The following is a 16,983-nucleotide window of genomic DNA, read 5'->3' on the forward strand; positions in this document are numbered from 1 at the left end:
AACCCATCATAGGGCTTGTTCATCTGCCACTACATGGGTGTGCATGACAGCAGCCCCCTCTTCTGCCGCTGCTGCCCTGCCCCTTCGCGCACGCCTGCTGGCGCTGTCTCAACTTCTGGTCAGCATGGTGTGCATTCAGTTTGGCTCTTCCATTGCCAAATCCATCTTTCCGGTATTTGGCACATCTGGGGTGGTTGGCCTGCGCGTTTGTCTGGCGGCATTTATGCTGGTGCCGCTTTTTAGAAGCTGGAGGTTTCTATCAGGCCCTGTTTTGCGGCTGGTGCTGCCTTATGGCTTGGCCATGACAGGCATGAATGCCTTTTTTTATCTGGCGCTCCAGCATATACCGCTGGGCACTACGGTTACATTGGAGTTCATTGGCCCGCTTGTTGTGGCTTTTGTGGGTTCTCGCAAACTTTCTGATATTGGCTGGATTCTACTTACCATATTGGGGTTGGCACTGGTGCTTAACCCTTCAGCCTCCACCAAAACCGATTTTGCAGGTGTGGGGTTTGCCCTGTTGGCCGCGCTCTGCTGGGCACTGTATATTCTGTTTGGGCAGCGTGTGGCTGGCAAAGTGCCGGGGGCACATGCCTGCGCACTGGGCATGGCGTGCGGTGCGTGCGTGGTGTTTTTGCCCTGCTTTGTGCCAGCCCTGATTATCGGCTTTTCAGCCCCCGCCATGTTGGGGCTAGGCGTATTGGTGGCGTTCTGTTCTTCCGCCCTGCCCTATTCTTTGGAAATGCTGGCCATGCAGAACCTGAACGCCCGCGATATCGGCATTCTCAGCAGTCTGGAACCCGTATGCGCCACGGTGGCTGGCGCGGTTATCCTGCACGAAACGCCATCCCCCCTTCAGCTCTGCGGTATTTTATGCGTGGTGGCGGCATCGGCCGGTATTATTCTCAGCCCCGGCACATCAAAACAAAAGGCAGCTCCAGCACGAGATGTGCCAGAACTGCCCAACTAGAAGAACCTACGCTTTTAACCCCTGTTAACGGGCCGCCACATGCAAAACGCTGTGGCCAGCAGCCGAAGCCACATTGGCCGCGCTGCCGTGAATAGCCTGCATAATCACGGGGTCAAACAACCGGGTAAAGCTGCCCGGGTGCACACCCATCCACAATGTAACAATGGCCAGCGGGGCCAGCACGGCAATTTCTGCGGCTGTCAGGTCTCGCAGCAGGCTGACCGTGCCTTTTACGCCCCCAAACAGCACCCGCCGATACAGTGAGAGCATGTAAACCGCCCCCATAATCATGGTGCTGCCTGCCAGCAGCGCCACCCAGAAGGACACATGCACAGCACCCATAAGCACCAGCAACTCCCCAACAAAGGAGCCTGTGCCCGGCAGTCCCACATTGGCCATTGTGAACAGCATAGCCAACAAAGCCAGCACCGGCATCTGGCGCGCAACGCCACCCAGCGCATCAATCTGCTGGGTTTCAGACCGCCACGCCACCGCTGCCACACAGAAGAACAGCGCGGCAATTACCACCCCGTGCGAGAGCATCTGAAAGATTGCGCCATCAATGCCTTCTGCTGTCAGCGTAAACAGGCCCACGGCAATCATGCCCATGTGGGAAAAGGAGGAATACGCAATCACGCGTTTCATGTCTGTTTGGGCAAAGGCCACAAAGGCCGCGTAAATAATGGCCACAACCCCAAGCGCCAGCACATAGGGCGCAAATAGCCGCACGGCATCGGGAAACATTAGCACCCCAAAGCGCAGCAGCCCGTAAGCCCCGGTTTTGGAAAGCACGCCAGACAGCATGGCCGATGCCGGTGTTGGGGCCTCGGAATACGCATCGGGCAACCATGCGTGCAGCGGAAACAGCGGCAGTTTGACCCCAAAGGCCAACAGAAAGGCCAGCAGCAACCACCCCTGCAAGGGCTGGGAGAAGCCCGCGTGCATTAAGGCCGGAATATCCGTAGTGCCCGTTTGCAGCCACATGGTGATAAGCCCCACCAACATGAACAGCGAGCCACCAAACGTAAACAGAAAGAACTGAAGCGAAGCCCAAACGCGCTTGGGCCCACCCCAAACGCCTATCATCAGGCTACCGGGAATAAGCGTTGCTTCGTAAAACACGTAAAACAGCAGCATATCCTGTGCAGAAAACAGGCCAAACAAGGCTGTTTCCAGCGCCAGCATGGCGGCTACAAACTGCCGCCCCTGTGTGCACACACTGCGCCAGCCAGCCCCCAGCGCCAACGGGGTTAAAAACGCTGTAAGCAGAATGAACACCAGGCTGATGCCATCTACCCCCGTATGGTAGGAAATACCGTAATTCCCCATCCAGCGCAGGCGTGTTTCAAATTGCAGGCCGGGCTGGGCGGGATCAAACTCCAGCCACATCAGCACGCTAAGGCCAAGGGTGATCAGGCTGCTCCACAGCCCAACCCACCGGGCTGTACTATCCTGCTGTTCTGGCCTGCCGGGAGCAAAAAATGCCACCAGCGCCGCAACAAGAGGAAGATAGGTTATGAGCGAAAGCAGGATGGGCTGCACGGCATCACCACCATTCAGGTTATATGAAGATGCTGCAAACCTGCTCTTTTTTGCGGGCTGATGCCAGCAGGTGGCCGTTCACGTTCAGCCGATCACACCACGCAGAACAGCCATATCCCTAACGGCGGCCAAACAACTTTTCGAGATCGGCCTTGCTGAGCTTCAGCCACGTGGGCCGCCCGTGTGAGCATGTGCCTGCACGGGGTGTTTCTTCCATCTGGCGCAGTAGCGCGTTCATTTCTTCCACGCTTAGCCGGCGCCCGGCCCGAATACTGCCGTGGCAGGCCATGCGGGCAATAACCGCATCAAGCCGCCCATCAAGTGCTGCCATTTCATCCGGCGCACCGTTTTCATCCGCTTCCAGTTCATCGGCCAGATCACGCAGCAGGCTTACGGCATCACTGCTACGTAGCATGGCGGGCAAGGCGCGTACCAAAACGGAGTCGCCGCCAAAGGCTTCAATTTCCACACCCAGTTTTTCCAGCGTGGGCTGGCGGGCCAGCAGCAGTTCAACCTGCACGCGGGGCAGATCCACCACATCGGGCACCAGCAAACGCTGCGCCTGAACATGCCCGCTTAAAAACTGTGCCCGCAAACGCTCATGCGTCAGCCGTTCATGCGCCGCGTGCTGATCCACCAGCACCAAGCTGCCATCTGCGGCTACGGCCAGAATATAGGTATCCAGCACCTGTGCGATAGCCGCCCCCAACGGGTGATCTGCCGCCACTGGCTGTACGGGGGCCCCATAAGCAGGCTCAGCCTGCCCGGTTGCCGGTGGCGCGCTTACCACCGGAGCATCCCACCCGGCACCGGGTGAAGGCATGGCAACAGGCGGCAAGGTTCTTGCTGCCGGGGCATCACCAAACTGCAAGCGGCCTTCTGCAAACCGCACACCCTCTGGCGCGGGAGCATGAAACGCAGGAGCCGGAATAGGCGGTGCGGCTCCTTTTTCTGGCGGATACCAAATACGTGCCTGCCGTGGTGCAGAAGACAGAACAGGCCGCACACCCACACTGCCTGCCCCATGCTCTAACGCACGCTGAATGGTGCCAATAACCAAGGAACGCACGCTGGCTTCATCCGCAAAGCGCAGTTCCGTTTTGGCCGGGTGCACGTTTACATCCACCCTATCCGGCGGCACCGTAAGCATAAGCGCCACCACAGGGTGCCTACCGGGCTCAATCACGCGCCTATAAGCCACGCGCACGGCGGTTTTAAGCACCGGGTCCACCACAGGGCGGCCATTTACCAGCATGAACTGCCCATTGGCCGTGGACCGATGGACTGATGGCGGACAGATAAACCCGCTAAGGGTCATGCCATCGCGCTCACCAGAAATTTCTAAAAAACCATCCGCCTCGCTGGCGTCCAGCAGCGCGGCAGACCGGGCGGCCATATCCTGCGCGGGCAGATCAAACAGCACGCGCTCATCCAGCACAAACCGGAAAGCCGTTTGCGGCACAGCCAAGGCCAGACGGCGCACCACGTTTTCAGCGTGTCGGCCTTCCACGCGCGCACTTTTCAGAAACTTGCGGCGGGCGGGGGTGGCAAAAAACAGGTCTTCCACCACCACACTGGTGCCCGGCGCACCGGCTGCGGGTTCAACGGGGGAAACCTTGCCCCCTTCTACCCGAATACGCCACGCACCACTTTCCCCCCTTGGGCGGGAGGTAATGCACAGCCGCGCCGCCGCCCCGATGGAAGGCAGAGCCTCCCCCCGAAAGCCGAGCGTGCTGATATGCACCAATGTTTCATCGCGCAGTTTGGACGTGCAGTGCCGATCTACCGCCAAAGCCAGATCATCGGCGGACATGCCCACACCATCATCGGTGACGATAATGCGGTCCACACCTCCACCAGCCAGAGAAACCTCTAGCCTGCGGGCACCTGCATCTATGGCGTTTTCAACCAGTTCCTTCACTGCTGCGGCGGGGCGTTCTATCACCTCACCCGCAGCAATGCGGTTGACAATAACCTCTGGCAGCCGCCGCACATGGGGCGGCGTTTCGGGCTGGTTTGTATCCATACCGGGTTCAGCAAACAGGCCGGACATGGGTTAGACCTTTCCGATCAGAACAGACCGGAACCTTTGGCGTGCTGTGTGGGTGTAACCCCTTTGGTGGGCGAATTGCCAAGGGCAGCATTGGTTTTCAGGCGACGGTTTTCTGCATCTGCATCCACCACAGCCCCGGCCTTGCCACCTTTCCAGAACATCAGTTCCTGCACAAAGCCCGAACCGGCTTCACCCAGCTCACCCCGGTCTGGCGCATCAGATGCCTCTGTGGCCTCGTTCACCAGAATGGTCTGGCCTTCACTGGTATCACCGTTTGTGCCGCGCAGCGCCACATCGGGGGAAAGTGTTTCCAGCGCCTGCAGGCGTTCACTTTCATCCTGCCTCCGGTCATCACCCTTTGAGGGCTTTACCAGCTCATCTGATGGCGGCATGGAAAGGGGGGCACGGGTTGTAACCGTGTATTCATCCGGCAGGCTGCGTTCCAGCCCGAAAGCACGGGCGGCTTCGTTCCCTGAGCAGCCACTTAGCAAAAAGCAGCCGCCAAGAAGCAGCAGCGGAGAAATCAGTGTCGAAACACGGCGCGCCATCGTCTGCCTTCCACTCATCCTGAAAAAACACCAAGCCCTTTGGGGGTTACCCGGTTTTTACGTTGTCTTGTTGCTGCCCGCCTGCCAGAAAATTCTGCACCAGCAGCATGCATACGGCGCATACTATAGCGGAATCTGCCACGTTGAATACATACCATGACCACCCAAAAGCGTGGGCATGCAGAAAATCCACCACGGCCCCATAGCGCACACGGTCCATAACGTTGCCAATGGCCCCACCTGTAATGGCCCCAACACACGCAGCGGTAAGTTTGCTGTGGGTGCGAAAAATCCATACCAGAAGGCAGCAGGCCACGGCCAGCGCAATGGCGGAAAATACAATGCGCCCCGCCCCGCCAAGCCCGCCAAACATGCCAAAAGTAACGGCGTGGTTCCATACCATAGTGAAGTTAAGGAACGGCAGCACTTTAACAGAACCCCGTGCGGGCAGATCCAGCCCGTACAGAATCCAGTATTTACTCAGCTGATCTGCTGAAAGCGTAAGCATCAGCACCAGCAGGCCAAGGCCTGCCGGACGCAGCATAAAGGGGCGAGAACTCACGCGCCCTCCTGCCCTGTGTGCGGGCCACCCTGTTGTTCCACCACATCGGCGCAGCGCAGGCACAGGCCAGCGTAATCATCCCGCGTGCCGGTTTCTGGCAAAACCTTCCAGCAGCGCACGCATTTTTCACCGTCTGCAACCTGCACAACCGGCGCACCATGCAGCGTACCACCTTCATCCCCTTCCACGTAAATGGAGGAAGACGTGGGGTCCACCACCACATCCACGTGGGAGACAATGGCCAGTTCGCTCCAGTTTACACCGGCAAACAGTGCGGCTTCTTCTTCAGAGAACGTCAGTTCAACCTGCGCCTGAAGGGAGGAACCGATGGTACCTTCACGCCGTGCGCCTTCAATTTCCGTGGTGATGATACGCCGCACGGAACGAATACGCGCCCAGCGTTCATCCAATGCCGGATCATTCCATTCTGCGGGCAGTTCCGGAAAGGCCTGTTCATGCACGCTCTGGTCTGGCCCAAAGCGGGATGTCCATGCTTCTTCCGCCGTAAACACCAGCACGGGGGCCAACCATGTTGTCAGGCAGCGGTGCAGAATGTCCAGCACCGTGCGGGCTGCGCGGCGTGTGGGGTTGGAAGGTGCATCGCAATACAGCGCATCCTTGCGGATATCGAAGTAGAATGCAGACAGATCCGTGGTGCAGAACCCATGCAGGGCCGGATACACACCCACCCATTCATGCGTTTCCACCGCGCGGGCAATCAGCCCACCCAGTTCTGTGAGACGATGCAGAACCCAGCGTTCCAGCTCTGGCAGTTCGGCATACGGTACGGCTTCTGCTTCCGTGTAGCCATCCAGCGCACCCAGCAGCCAACGCAGCGTGTTGCGCAAGCGGCGATACAGTTCACCCTGCTGTTTGAGAATTTCCTTGCCAATGCGCAGATCATCATTGGTATCGGAGTTCACCACCCACAGGCGCAGCACGTCTGCACCCAAGCTGTCATTCACATCCTGCGGGGCAATCACGTTGCCGAGGGATTTGGACATTTTGCGGCCCTGTTCATCCAGAACAAAACCGTTGGTCACAACCGCCTTGTAGGGTGAAACGCCACGCGTACCCACGCTTTCCAGCAAGGAGGACTGGAACCAGCCGCGATGCTGGTCTGAACCTTCCAGATACAGATCAGCAGGGAAGTTCAGCCCCGGCTGGCCCAGCACAAAGGCGTGGGTGGAACCACTTTCAAACCACACATCCACGATATCGAACACCTGATCGTAATCATCCGGGTTCCGATCCGGGCCGAGGAAGCGTGCGGGTTCAGAGCTATACCATGCATCTGCCCCTTCTTCCTTAAAGGCATCTACCACGCGCTGCATCACATCCGCATCGCGCAGCACTTCGCCGGTGCGTTTTTCAACAAACACGGCAATGGGCACGCCCCATGCACGCTGGCGGCTGATGCACCAGTCTGGGCGGGTGCGGATCATGGATGTCAGACGGTTGCGTGCCTGTGCGGGCACGAAAGTCACATCTTCCAGCGCCTTGAGGGCTTTTTCACGCAGCGAATCTTCACCATCCATGCGGATGAACCACTGCGGCGTGGCACGGTAGATAACCGGCGCGCGGGAACGCCATGAATGAGGGTAGGAGTGCACAATTTCACCACGCCCCACCAAGCCTGCCGGGGCTGTGCCATTGGCGTTGGCATGTTCCATCACGGCTTCCAGCGTGGAGCACACAACATCTGCCGCCTTGAACACATGTGTGCCTGCAAAACCCTGCACCCAAGGGGCGTATGTGCCATCAGCCTGCACCACTTCTGGCACTTCCACGCCGTACATGCGGCAAAGCTGGAAGTCATCCTCACCATGAGAAGGCGCCATGTGCACAAGGCCGGTGCCAGCCTCGGTTGTCACAAATTCACCCGGCAGCATGGGCACATCAAAATCATACCCGGCACCACGCAGCGGATGGGAGCACACAACCCCTTTCAGCGCGCTGCCCGGCAGGGTGTAGAGGATATGGTGCGCGGTAACGTGGGCTTCCTGACAGAAGGCATCCACCAGCGCTTCGGCCACCAGCACCTTTGCGCCGGGCTCAAGCAATGCGCCTTCACCCGTTTCATCCACCCGCAGCACCACGTAGGTGATTTCCGGCCCATAAGCCAAGGCGCGGTTGCCGGGAATGGTCCACGGTGTGGTGGTCCAGATCACAACAGACACATCTTCCAGCGCATGGGCTGGCGTGGGGTCCCGCACAACCGGGAAGGCCACCAGAATGGTGGTGGAGGTGTGATCGTGATATTCGATTTCGGCTTCGGCCAGAGCGGTTTTTTCAACCGGACTCCACATCACGGGCCGCAGGCCACGATACAGCCGCCCGTTGAGCAGGAACTTGCCAATTTCGTTCACAATGGCCGCTTCGGATGAGAAATCCATGGTGGCGTAGCGGTTCTGCCATTCCGCCTGCACGCCAAGCCGCTTGAATTCCTGCATCTGAATATTCAGCCACTCACCCGCATAGGCACGGCATTCGGCACGGAATTCCAGCACAGGCACGGAATCCTTGTCCTTCTTGGCCTTGCGGTATTTTTCTTCCACCTTCCATTCAATGGGAAGGCCGTGGCAATCCCACCCCGGCACGTAGCGCACGCCATAACCAGACATGCGATGGGCGCGGTTGATCACATCCTTGTTGATCTTGTTCATGGCATGGCCAATGTGCAGGTGGCCATTGGCATACGGGGGGCCATCATGCAGCGTGAACACAGGCCGCCCTTCAGCCTGCTGTTTCAGCCGCGCATCCAGCCCGATTTCTTCCCACTTTTTCAGCCACTGCGGTTCCTGCTTTGGCAGGCCCCCGCGCATGGGGAAAGAGGTACGGGGCAGGAACACCGTATCACGATACAGATCGGCGGGGGATTGGGTGTCCTGGTCGCTGCTGGATGTGGTCATGAGCGGGTGATGTCACTTCAGTTCGGGTTCATGGTCTGGCCCTGCATGTGCTGGTCAAACCATCTTGCATTCAGGCTCTTATCAAAAAGGACAAGCGCAGGGTCAAGCATGAACGGCTACATTGCAGCCGCAAATTATATTCTGCCCTATCTGCCCGCACTTTTACAGGGGGTTATATGCCTGCCAGTTCGGCGTTCAGAACCATGCGCGCCTGCTGCGCATCCTGCGCGATCTGGGCCTTGAGTTCATCCAGCCCGGCAAAGCGTTGCTCTGGCCGCAGCATTTTGTGCAGCGCCACAGAAAGCGTCTGGCCGTACAGATCACCATCAAAGTCAAACAGGTTCACTTCTACGCGGCTTTCCTGCCCATCGTTAATGGTGGGTCTGCGGCCAATATTGGCCACGCCGGGGCGCGTATAACCACCGGGCAGGCGCACCGTTACGGCGTAAACCCCACGTGCGGGCTCCAGATGCCGCCCCAGCGGAATGTTGGCTGTCGGAAAGCCCAGCAAACGCCCGCGTTTATCACCATGCTGCACTTGGCCACGAATAAACCACGGCCGGCCCAGTTCTTCCGCTGCGCGTTCGGGATACCCTTCCTGCAACAGCCGCCGAATACGGGTGGAGGAATATGGCCCTGCGGCATCTGCCAGTGCGGGCACGGATGTAAAGCCCATGCCCAGCTCACCCGTGCGTTCAGCCAGAAACGTAACATCGCCCCCGCGCCGATAGCCGAAAGCAAAATCCGGCCCGCAGGCAACGTGGCGCAGGCACAGGGCATCGTGCAGCACGTCTTCTACAAACCGTTCCGCCGTCATGCGGGAGAACTCTTCATCAAACGCAATCTGGAACACATGCTGCACACCCAGCGCCTGCAGGGCGGCAAAGCGCTCATCCGGCAGGCTCAGGCGGAATGGTGGGTCCTGCGGGCGAAAGAGTTCACGCGGGTGGGGTTCAAACGTCACAACCGCCAAGGGCAGATCTGGCCGCGCCGCGTGGGTGGAATGAACCAGATGGGCGTGGCCCAGATGCACACCATCAAAATTGCCAAGCGCTGCCGCACAGCCATGCGCTTCCGGCGGAATATCCCGCCAGTTTGTGTGCAACCGGGCTTTCAGCACTTTTTATGCTCCTTCCGGCAGGCCAAACATCTGCCCCGCCTGCGGCAGAGATTGCGCTACAGGGTGGGTAGTACCTGCCACCGTGCCATCTTCCGGGCGGGCAATCTGGCATACACGCAGGCCCGCTTGGGCCGCTGCATCCAGCTCTGCCACCACATCGGACAGAAACAGCACATCCTGCCCCTGCCAGCCACTTTGTTCCAGAATATGGCGATAACTTTGCGCGCTTTTCTTACCACCAACGCGCAGATCAAAAAACGCGCTGAAAAGCGAGGTCAGGTTCCCCTGCTCGGTATAGCCGTAAATCAGCTTCTGCGCGGCTTCGGAACCAGAGGAATACACGGCCAGCGTAAGGCCTGCGGCTTTCCATGCCTTTAAGGTGGGCTCAACATCCGGGTAAAGCTGGGCTTCCAGCTCCCCCTTTTCATACCCCTGCTGCCAGCATAGGCCCTGCAGGCTTTTAAGCGGAGCAACCTTGGCATCTTCCGCCATCCAGCGTTCAAGCTGCTCTAGCGGTGGCACACCGGGAGCGGCTTGGGCAATCTGCGCCAGTGCTTCCTGCACCACCGGGTTTTCACGCTGCTCCAGCAATGCGGGCAGGTGTTTGCGCGCATAGGGAAAAAGCACTTTATGCACAAAAGCCACTGGCAGGGTGGTGCCTTCAATATCCAGCAGCACCACGCGCGGAGGAATCCGGGTATCGGCCATCATGCCCTCAATCAGTTTGCGTAAGAAGGAAACTGCCGGGCAATATCGGTGCCTGTATAGCGGGCTACCCAGCCTTCCTTGTGTGTGAAAATGCGCAGTGTGACCATATCTGGCTCCGGCCCGGCATCAAACCAGTGCTTTGTGCCTTCTGGCACAGAAATCAGATCAGTTTGCGTGCATTCCACATCGTAAACATAGCCTGCAATATGCAGAATGAAGTGCCCGCTGCCATGCACAAAAAAGCGGATTTCATCTTCACTATGCGTATGTTCGGACAGGAACTTGTCCCGCAAGGCCTCACGGTTGGGGGTAGAAGGGCTAACGCGCAGCACATCGGCAGAGCCTGCGCCCGTTTCACCCATCAGCTTGTCCAAAAACGGGCCATACACATCCAGCACGGCCTGCTCATCCGCATCCCTTGGGGGAATTTGCGGGCCTTCCCAACGTTCAAACCGCACGCCTAGTGGCGCCAGAACACGGGCCATTTCTGCCGGGTCCTGCGTTTGCAGCACGGGGTGTTCAGGGGTGGTATCCTTGTAAACTGTCAGGGAACTCATACGTGCAGTTTCCTTCGCTCAAGCGCGCAGGCCAGCAGGAACTCCAGCCCTTCCAGCCGCGCAAGGGCGGTGGGCATATCCTTGCCCCACACATACACACCGTGGCCGCGAATAATGTAGCCCGCTGGCATACCGGTGCCAAAAAAGGGCTCTACCACTTCCGCCAACCGCGCGATGTCCTGATCGTTTTCAAACAAGGGCACCTGCACGGATGTTTCGTGCGTGGTCTGCCCTTCAAACACTTTCAGAACTTCGTAGTCCGCCAGCGTCAGTGCTGCTGTTTCTTCTTCCATGGACAAAACAGTGGAGGCCACGGAATGGCCGTGCAGCACTGCGCCCACTTGCGGAAAATGGCGGTAAATCTGGCAATGCAACAGCGTTTCTGCGCTAGGCCGGTTTTCCGGGCTATGCGGTTTGCCCTGCATATCCACGGTAATAACGTCTGCTGCCTGCAAAAAGCCTTTGTGGCAGCCGGAGCGCGTAATGGCTATACGGCCATCTGCCAGCCTGCGGCTGATATTGCCTGCTGTGGCAGGCACCCACCCGCGCTGATCCATCCGCTGCCCGGCAAACAGAATATCCTGTACGGCGCGGGCAAAATCCGTAACGGTTTGATCCATGGCGTTCTCTGCCCGTCTTGAACTGGTAGAGCCTTACGGCTGAACAGATTTATCTGCTGGTGCAGCTGTGCGCTGCTCCACTGTGGAAGATGCAGGCGGCGGAGCAATATGGCCGTTACCGGGGCGTGCCGTGCCATCATCCATCGATTCATCATCCGCCATGTGCTTCTTGAAGGATTTGATGCCCTTGGCCATGTCACCCATCAACGAGCTGATCTTGCCGCCACCACCAAAAACCACAAGCACAACCACAAGCACGATCAGCCAGTGCCAGATACTTAAGCTACCCATCAAACCAGTCCCCTACACTTGCGGCACCCGGCCAAAATGATCGTGTGCTGCACATCCTTGTTTGTACATGATGGCGGAAACACTTTCTTGCAAGTTTTTCCTTGCGTGGCCTATCCGCCCATTGGGTGTTAACTGCCACCCGTGCCTATTGGTTCAATAAAGCCATAAACCGGATAAACCGTTTTGCCCATGGCATGAATGGGGCTCCACCATACGCGCACACGTGTCCAGTTATTATTGGGTGAAACATCAACCACAGGGGCGTGGCGCGTAACCTGCCCTGGCTCCCAATTTGCGTGATCTACCAGCACCAGGCGCGAATTCCGCACCTGTTTGACAACAGAAACATGGCCCGATGGCAGCCTGCCGGTAGAACGGAACACCAGCACATCCCCCGGACGCGGAGAGGACGTACGCGCATATTGCCCCTGCGCCTGCCCCCACCAACTTGCGGCAGCACCACGCAGGTTTACCGCAGAATGTTCACGCGCATAGGGCGCACACTGCACAGATCCGTTCCAGCTTCCGCGCCCACCGGCACAGGCGGCAAGCAATAAAGGCAGAACAAGAACAAGGCTACGCTTCACGATTCGGCCCTCAAACGTTGCATCCAGTCCTCCGCTTCTGTGGGGGACATATCCAAAACCTGTTCCGCCACATCCCGCGCATATCCGGCACGGGCCAGTACACCCAGCGCCTTGTGCCTGCGGGCCAGAGCCTGCTCGGTATCGGCCTCATCATCCGCAACATAAGGTGTGGCAAATGGCCCCATCCTGCGTTTGCGGGCCAGAACCAGCGCGGCACATAACTCTCTTTGCGCAGCAGAAAACCCTTCCACCGCATCCTGCAAGGCGGCATCGCGCAGATCAGCTTCCACCCCGCGCGCAGCCAGATGCGCCTGCACCGCCCGGCCAGACCGGCCAGAGCGCACCAGCCTGCGTGCGCGGGATGTGGCAAAACTGGCATCATCCACTGCGCCAAGGCGCACCATTTCTTCTGCTATTTCAGCCACTACGGGGCGCAGCGCTTGTGCGGCCTCGGCCACTTCCTCCGTATCTGCTCCGGCTTTGAGGGCCTGCTTCTCCCACCGTGCAATCCGGCGCAGCAGCACCTGTTCCAGCCCGTGGCGCGTGGTGCCAAACCGCGCCAGATGCGCCAAGGCGGCCTCTCGCAACACACGGCGATCAAGCTGCGGAAACCCCGATGATGTATGAGCAGATGAGGAAGAACCAGAATACGTCATTCCCCTTCATTACCCACTCCTTGCGTGCAGGAAAATACGCAACGGGCCATGCCGCGCATGTTGCGTATGCAGAATTTTTTCACACAGAATATTTGACTTTAATCTGCACAAAAGGCCATGATACGCCCGCAATACGGGCCGCCCGCTCACCTTATATCAAGGCAGCGGGCGTTTTTCGTTCTGCATTCCACTTCTCACCATGCAGGTTCAACAACCGCCAACACAAAGACCAGATTCCATGATTTCTGCCCTGATGCCGACATACAAGCGCGCTGATCTCGCCTTTGAGCGGGGAGAAGGCTCCTGGCTGCAAACGTCGGACGGGCGACGATTCCTGGACTTTGCTGCGGGCATTGCCACGTGCTCCATTGGCCACGCACACCCCATGATGGTGGAAGCCGTAAGCACGCAGGCCGCCAAGGTCATGCACGTATCCAACCTGTTCCAGATTCCGCAGGCGGAAAAGCTGGCACGCAGGCTGGTTGAAAACTCCTTTGCCGATAGCGTGTTCTTCTGCAATTCCGGCGCAGAAGCCAACGAAGGCATGGTCAAGATGGCCCGCCGCGCCCAGATGATGGCAGGCCACCCCGAACGCACAGATATTATCTGCATGGATGGGGCTTTTCATGGCCGCACGCTGGCCATGCTTTCCGCCACCGGCAACCCCAAATATCTGGAAGGCTTTGGTGAGCCCGTAAAAGGCTTTCTGCATGTGCCTTTTAACGACATTGAAGCCGTAAAAGCCGCCATTACCCCCAACACGGCAGCCGTTATGCTGGAGCCCATTCAGGGTGAAAGCGGCATTAAGGTGGCCAGCCCGGAATATCTGCGTGCCCTGCGCGCGCTGTGCGATGAAACCGGCGTGCTGCTGGCGCTGGATGAGGTGCAGTGTGGCGTTGGCCGCACGGGCCGCCTGTTTGCGCATGAATGGGCGGGCATCAAGCCCGATATTGTCAGCACGGCCAAAGGTTTGGGCGGGGGCTTCCCCATTGGGGCCATCCTCACCACAGAAACCATTGCCAAGGGCATGACACCGGGCACGCACGGCACCACATTTGGCGGCAACCCGCTGGCCTGTGCGGCTGGCAATGCTGTGCTGGATATTATTCTGGCCCCCGGCTTTTTAGATCAGGTTTGCACCCGCGCTGCCCTGCTGGATGAACTGCTGGACAGCCTTGTGGCGGATGCGCCGGATATTTTTGCCCAGCGCCGTGGCCTTGGCCTGCTGATAGGCCTGCGCTGCGTGCCCGCAGTGGGTGATGTGCAGGGTGCTGCGCAAAATGAAGGCCTGTTGTGCGTAACAGCAGGTGATAACGTGCTGCGCCTTGTGCCGCCACTTACTGTTTCCGAAGAAGAATGCCGCAAAGCTGTGGCCATGCTGGTGCAGGCTGTCAGCACACTCAGAAAAAATCATAACAACAAGACAGTTCTGGAGCCAACAGCGTGAGCGCCGCCAACATGACCACTGCCCTGCCCTCTTCTTCCTTGGCAACGCCACGCCATTTTCTGGATCTGAAAGATCTGGATGCCGCAACCCTGCGCCAGATTCTGGATGTAGCCGCCAGCATGAAGCGCATGCAGCAGAACCGCCGGTTTCCGCTGCACCCGCGCCAGCCTCTGGCCGGGCGGCAGTTGGGGCTTATCCTTTCCAAGCCTTCCACCCGCACCCGCGTTTCTTTTGAAGTGGGTATTCGCCAGCTTGGGGGGGATGCCGTAGTGCTCAGCCCGCAGGAAATGCAGATTGGCCGTGGTGAAAGCATTGCCGATACAGCCCGCGTGCTCTCCCGCTTTGTAGATGCCATTATGCTGCGCACCGGCAACACAAAAACCATGCACGAACTGGCACAGTGGAGCACGGTGCCCGTTATCAACGGCCTTACCCCTCATTCTCATCCGGTGCAGATTCTGGCCGATATCATGACGTTTGAGGAACACCGCGGCCCTGTGCGTGGCCGCACCTTTGCGTGGACGGGCGATGGCAACAACGTGCTTGTCTCCCTTATTGAAGGGGCCGTGCGTTTTGGCTTTGCCCTGCGTGCCGCCACTCCCGCAGACATGAAGCCCCCGCAGGATGTGCTGGACTGGGCCCGTGCCGAAGGCGGTGATGTGGAGTGGACGGTAGACCCAAAAGCCGCCGTAAAAGGTGCCGATTGCGTGGTGACGGATACATGGATCAGCATGTCTGATTCCCCCAAGGAAGCCGCCACCCGCATGAGCAAGCTGGAACCCTACCGCGTAAATGCAGATTTAATGGCCCTTGCTGCGCCAGATGCCCTGTTCATGCACTGCCTGCCTGCCCATATAGGAGAAGAAGTAACCAAGGACGTGTTTGAAGGCCCGCATTCTGTGGTGTTTGATGAGGCGGAAAACCGCCTTCATGCCCAGAAAGGCGTGCTAGCATGGACAATGGGTGGCTCAAACTGGACCTCTTTCGGCAAGGAATAAGCACATGAGCGGCACAGACAGAACGGTTTCCATGACATCTACCGAAGATACACCCGCCACCCCCGGCTGGGTGGAAAGCAGTCTGGATGCTATTCTGGCTACGTTGCCGTTCCCGGCAGATAAGCTGGCACCGTTCCGTAATGCCTATCTGGATTGTCTGGCAGGCTGTGGCCGTACGGAAGATCTGGATAGCGAGCACGATGCCTGCCGCAAGGGGCTGCTTGTTGCGCTTAAGGACGGTTTGAACATGGATTCAGAAACCGGCCGCGCCCTTGAACAGAAGCTGGAAAAGCTGGAACTGGATATTTCTGCAGGGGCGTAACTTCCCCTGCTTTCCACCTTACCTTTTTTGTCCGCCTGAAAAGCATCCTCAGAGTCCGCACGCGTCAGGCGCACGTTCTTGATATTCCCGTATTCTTGATGGACTCAGGACAAACTTAAATTCCCATGGAAAAACCCGCTTTTCTTGACCGTGACCGCCCAGATGTGCCCGATTTGGTAGTACCAGGTGGTGTAACACCTTTTTATCTGGCTGGTCGGCCCGTGCGTGGCCGGTTGGTGCGTTTGGGCGTGCTGGCCGATACGCTGCTTACACGGCATGATCACCCAGCCCCTGTTACCCGCCTTGCTGGCAAGGCCTTGGCGCTGGTAGCGGCTTTGGCTTCAGCGCTGAAATTTTCAGGCTCTTTTTCACTTCAGATCAAGGGCGATGGCCCTGTTTCCATGCTGGTGGCAGATTGCACCAACACTGGCGCGCTACGCTTTTACGCCCGCACGGATGATGAGGCGCTGGAAACCCTGCTGGCTGAAACACCCAAACCCACAGACCGCGAACTGCTGGGCAACGGCTATATGGCCCTTACGGTGGACCAAGGCCCGGAAATGGACCGCCATCAGGGTATTGTGGAAATTGCAGGGGATGATCTGTCTGCAATGGCCATGCATTACTTTGCCAGCAGTGAGCAGCACGCCTGCTGGATTATGCTGGCCTGCCAGATGACAGATGCCGGCTGGCGCGCAGGTGGCCTGATACTGGAACGCATTGCGGGTGAAGGCGGCAGCCACGTGGTGGAAGATGAAGCCGCAGAAGCTAGCTGGGAAACCGCCACCATTCTGGCGGGCACACTTTCCACCCAGGAACTGCTGGACGACAACCTGCCCACATTGCAGCTTTTGCACCGGCTTTTCCATGAAGAAGACCTGCATGTCAGCCAGCCACGGGCTTTGGCCTTTGGGTGCCGTTGCTCCCGCGCGCGGTTGGCCAATGTGCTGGAAACCTTCCCCAAGGATGATCTGGACCACATGTGCCAAGATGATGGAAACATCGTGATGACGTGCGAATTCTGTAATGTTGATTTTCGCTTTGCACGCAAAAACATTGCCACACAGGCGCAGTAAAACAGTAAATATAG

17 protein-coding genes are annotated in these 16,983 nt (G+C 58.4%); 5 read left to right on the top strand and 12 right to left on the bottom strand.

What is annotated here, in order from left to right:
* Positions 1 to 43: 43 nt before the first annotated feature.
* Positions 44 to 970, top strand: a complete 927-nt coding sequence (locus tag QQM41_RS02225; protein WP_128105055.1) for a DMT family transporter — start codon at positions 44 to 46, stop codon at positions 968 to 970.
* 24 nt (positions 971 to 994) lie between these two features.
* Here the strand turns inward: QQM41_RS02225 and QQM41_RS02230 are convergent, their stop codons facing one another.
* From QQM41_RS02230 to QQM41_RS02285, 12 genes are all read right to left on the bottom strand, one after another.
* Positions 995 to 2,512 (bottom strand): NADH-quinone oxidoreductase subunit M, encoded by a 1,518-nt coding sequence (locus tag QQM41_RS02230; RefSeq protein ID WP_339077593.1) that lies wholly within the window; start codon positions 2,510 to 2,512, stop codon positions 995 to 997.
* Between the two features lie 118 nt (positions 2,513 to 2,630).
* Complete coding sequence (gene mutL / locus QQM41_RS02235; RefSeq protein WP_339077594.1) at positions 2,631 to 4,565, bottom strand: DNA mismatch repair endonuclease MutL; 1,935 nt, start codon at positions 4,563 to 4,565, stop codon at positions 2,631 to 2,633.
* Positions 4,566 to 4,582: 17 nt separating this feature from the next.
* Positions 4,583 to 5,113, bottom strand: coding sequence for a DUF3035 domain-containing protein (locus QQM41_RS02240; RefSeq protein ID WP_050819450.1), 531 nt, complete (start codon positions 5,111 to 5,113; stop codon positions 4,583 to 4,585).
* A 46-nt stretch (positions 5,114 to 5,159) separates the two neighbouring features.
* Complete coding sequence (gene lspA, locus QQM41_RS02245) at positions 5,160 to 5,675, bottom strand: signal peptidase II (protein WP_050819449.1); 516 nt, start codon at positions 5,673 to 5,675, stop codon at positions 5,160 to 5,162.
* Positions 5,672 to 8,587, bottom strand: a complete 2,916-nt coding sequence (ileS, locus tag QQM41_RS02250) for an isoleucine--tRNA ligase (RefSeq protein ID WP_339077595.1) — start codon at positions 8,585 to 8,587, stop codon at positions 5,672 to 5,674. Before ileS ends, lspA begins: the two co-directional genes overlap by 4 nt.
* A gap of 172 nt (positions 8,588 to 8,759) precedes the next feature.
* On the bottom strand, positions 8,760 to 9,707 hold the full coding sequence (locus tag QQM41_RS02255; RefSeq protein ID WP_339077596.1) for a bifunctional riboflavin kinase/FAD synthetase: 948 nt from the start codon (positions 9,705 to 9,707) through the stop codon (positions 8,760 to 8,762).
* A 3-nt stretch (positions 9,708 to 9,710) separates the two neighbouring features.
* Complete coding sequence (gene mtnC, locus QQM41_RS02260) at positions 9,711 to 10,415, bottom strand: acireductone synthase (RefSeq protein WP_012812658.1); 705 nt, start codon at positions 10,413 to 10,415, stop codon at positions 9,711 to 9,713.
* An 11-nt stretch (positions 10,416 to 10,426) separates the two neighbouring features.
* Positions 10,427 to 10,972, bottom strand: a complete 546-nt coding sequence (locus QQM41_RS02265) for an acireductone dioxygenase (RefSeq protein ID WP_003628423.1) — start codon at positions 10,970 to 10,972, stop codon at positions 10,427 to 10,429.
* Positions 10,969 to 11,592, bottom strand: coding sequence for a methylthioribulose 1-phosphate dehydratase (locus QQM41_RS02270; protein ID WP_128105051.1), 624 nt, complete (start codon positions 11,590 to 11,592; stop codon positions 10,969 to 10,971). The genes QQM41_RS02265 and QQM41_RS02270 overlap by 4 nt, the downstream gene beginning before the upstream one ends.
* Before the next feature lie 33 nt (positions 11,593 to 11,625).
* On the bottom strand, positions 11,626 to 11,883 hold the full coding sequence (locus QQM41_RS02275) for a twin-arginine translocase TatA/TatE family subunit (RefSeq protein WP_050819445.1): 258 nt from the start codon (positions 11,881 to 11,883) through the stop codon (positions 11,626 to 11,628).
* A 128-nt stretch (positions 11,884 to 12,011) separates the two neighbouring features.
* Positions 12,012 to 12,470, bottom strand: coding sequence for a CHAP domain-containing protein (locus QQM41_RS02280; protein ID WP_050819444.1), 459 nt, complete (start codon positions 12,468 to 12,470; stop codon positions 12,012 to 12,014).
* Complete coding sequence (locus tag QQM41_RS02285) at positions 12,467 to 13,126, bottom strand: RecX family transcriptional regulator (protein ID WP_050819443.1); 660 nt, start codon at positions 13,124 to 13,126, stop codon at positions 12,467 to 12,469. Before QQM41_RS02285 ends, QQM41_RS02280 begins: the two co-directional genes overlap by 4 nt.
* 199 nt (positions 13,127 to 13,325) lie before the next feature.
* Here QQM41_RS02285 and QQM41_RS02290 point away from each other — a divergent pair, with 199 nt between their 5' ends.
* The 4 genes from QQM41_RS02290 to QQM41_RS02305 all read left to right on the top strand — a co-directional run bounded on the left by QQM41_RS02290 (position 13,326) and on the right by QQM41_RS02305 (position 16,969).
* Positions 13,326 to 14,573 carry an aspartate aminotransferase family protein gene (locus QQM41_RS02290; RefSeq protein ID WP_339077597.1) on the top strand — a complete coding sequence of 416 codons (1,248 nt, stop codon included), beginning with the start codon at positions 13,326 to 13,328 and terminating at the stop codon, positions 14,571 to 14,573.
* An 11-nt stretch (positions 14,574 to 14,584) separates the two neighbouring features.
* Positions 14,585 to 15,571, top strand: a complete 987-nt coding sequence (argF, locus tag QQM41_RS02295) for an ornithine carbamoyltransferase (protein WP_050820365.1) — start codon at positions 14,585 to 14,587, stop codon at positions 15,569 to 15,571.
* A gap of 4 nt (positions 15,572 to 15,575) precedes the next feature.
* Positions 15,576 to 15,893, top strand: a complete 318-nt coding sequence (locus QQM41_RS02300) for a hypothetical protein (RefSeq protein ID WP_050819440.1) — start codon at positions 15,576 to 15,578, stop codon at positions 15,891 to 15,893.
* 125 nt (positions 15,894 to 16,018) lie between these two features.
* Positions 16,019 to 16,969: an Hsp33 family molecular chaperone HslO gene (locus QQM41_RS02305; protein ID WP_339077598.1), complete on the top strand. Its 951-nt coding sequence runs from the start codon at positions 16,019 to 16,021 to the stop codon at positions 16,967 to 16,969.
* The last annotated feature ends 14 nt before the right edge of the window (positions 16,970 to 16,983 follow it).

This window comes from Acetobacter sp. AC2005 (genome assembly GCF_037901235.1).
GTDB classification, from domain to species: Bacteria; Pseudomonadota; Alphaproteobacteria; order Acetobacterales; family Acetobacteraceae; genus Acetobacter; species Acetobacter oryzoeni.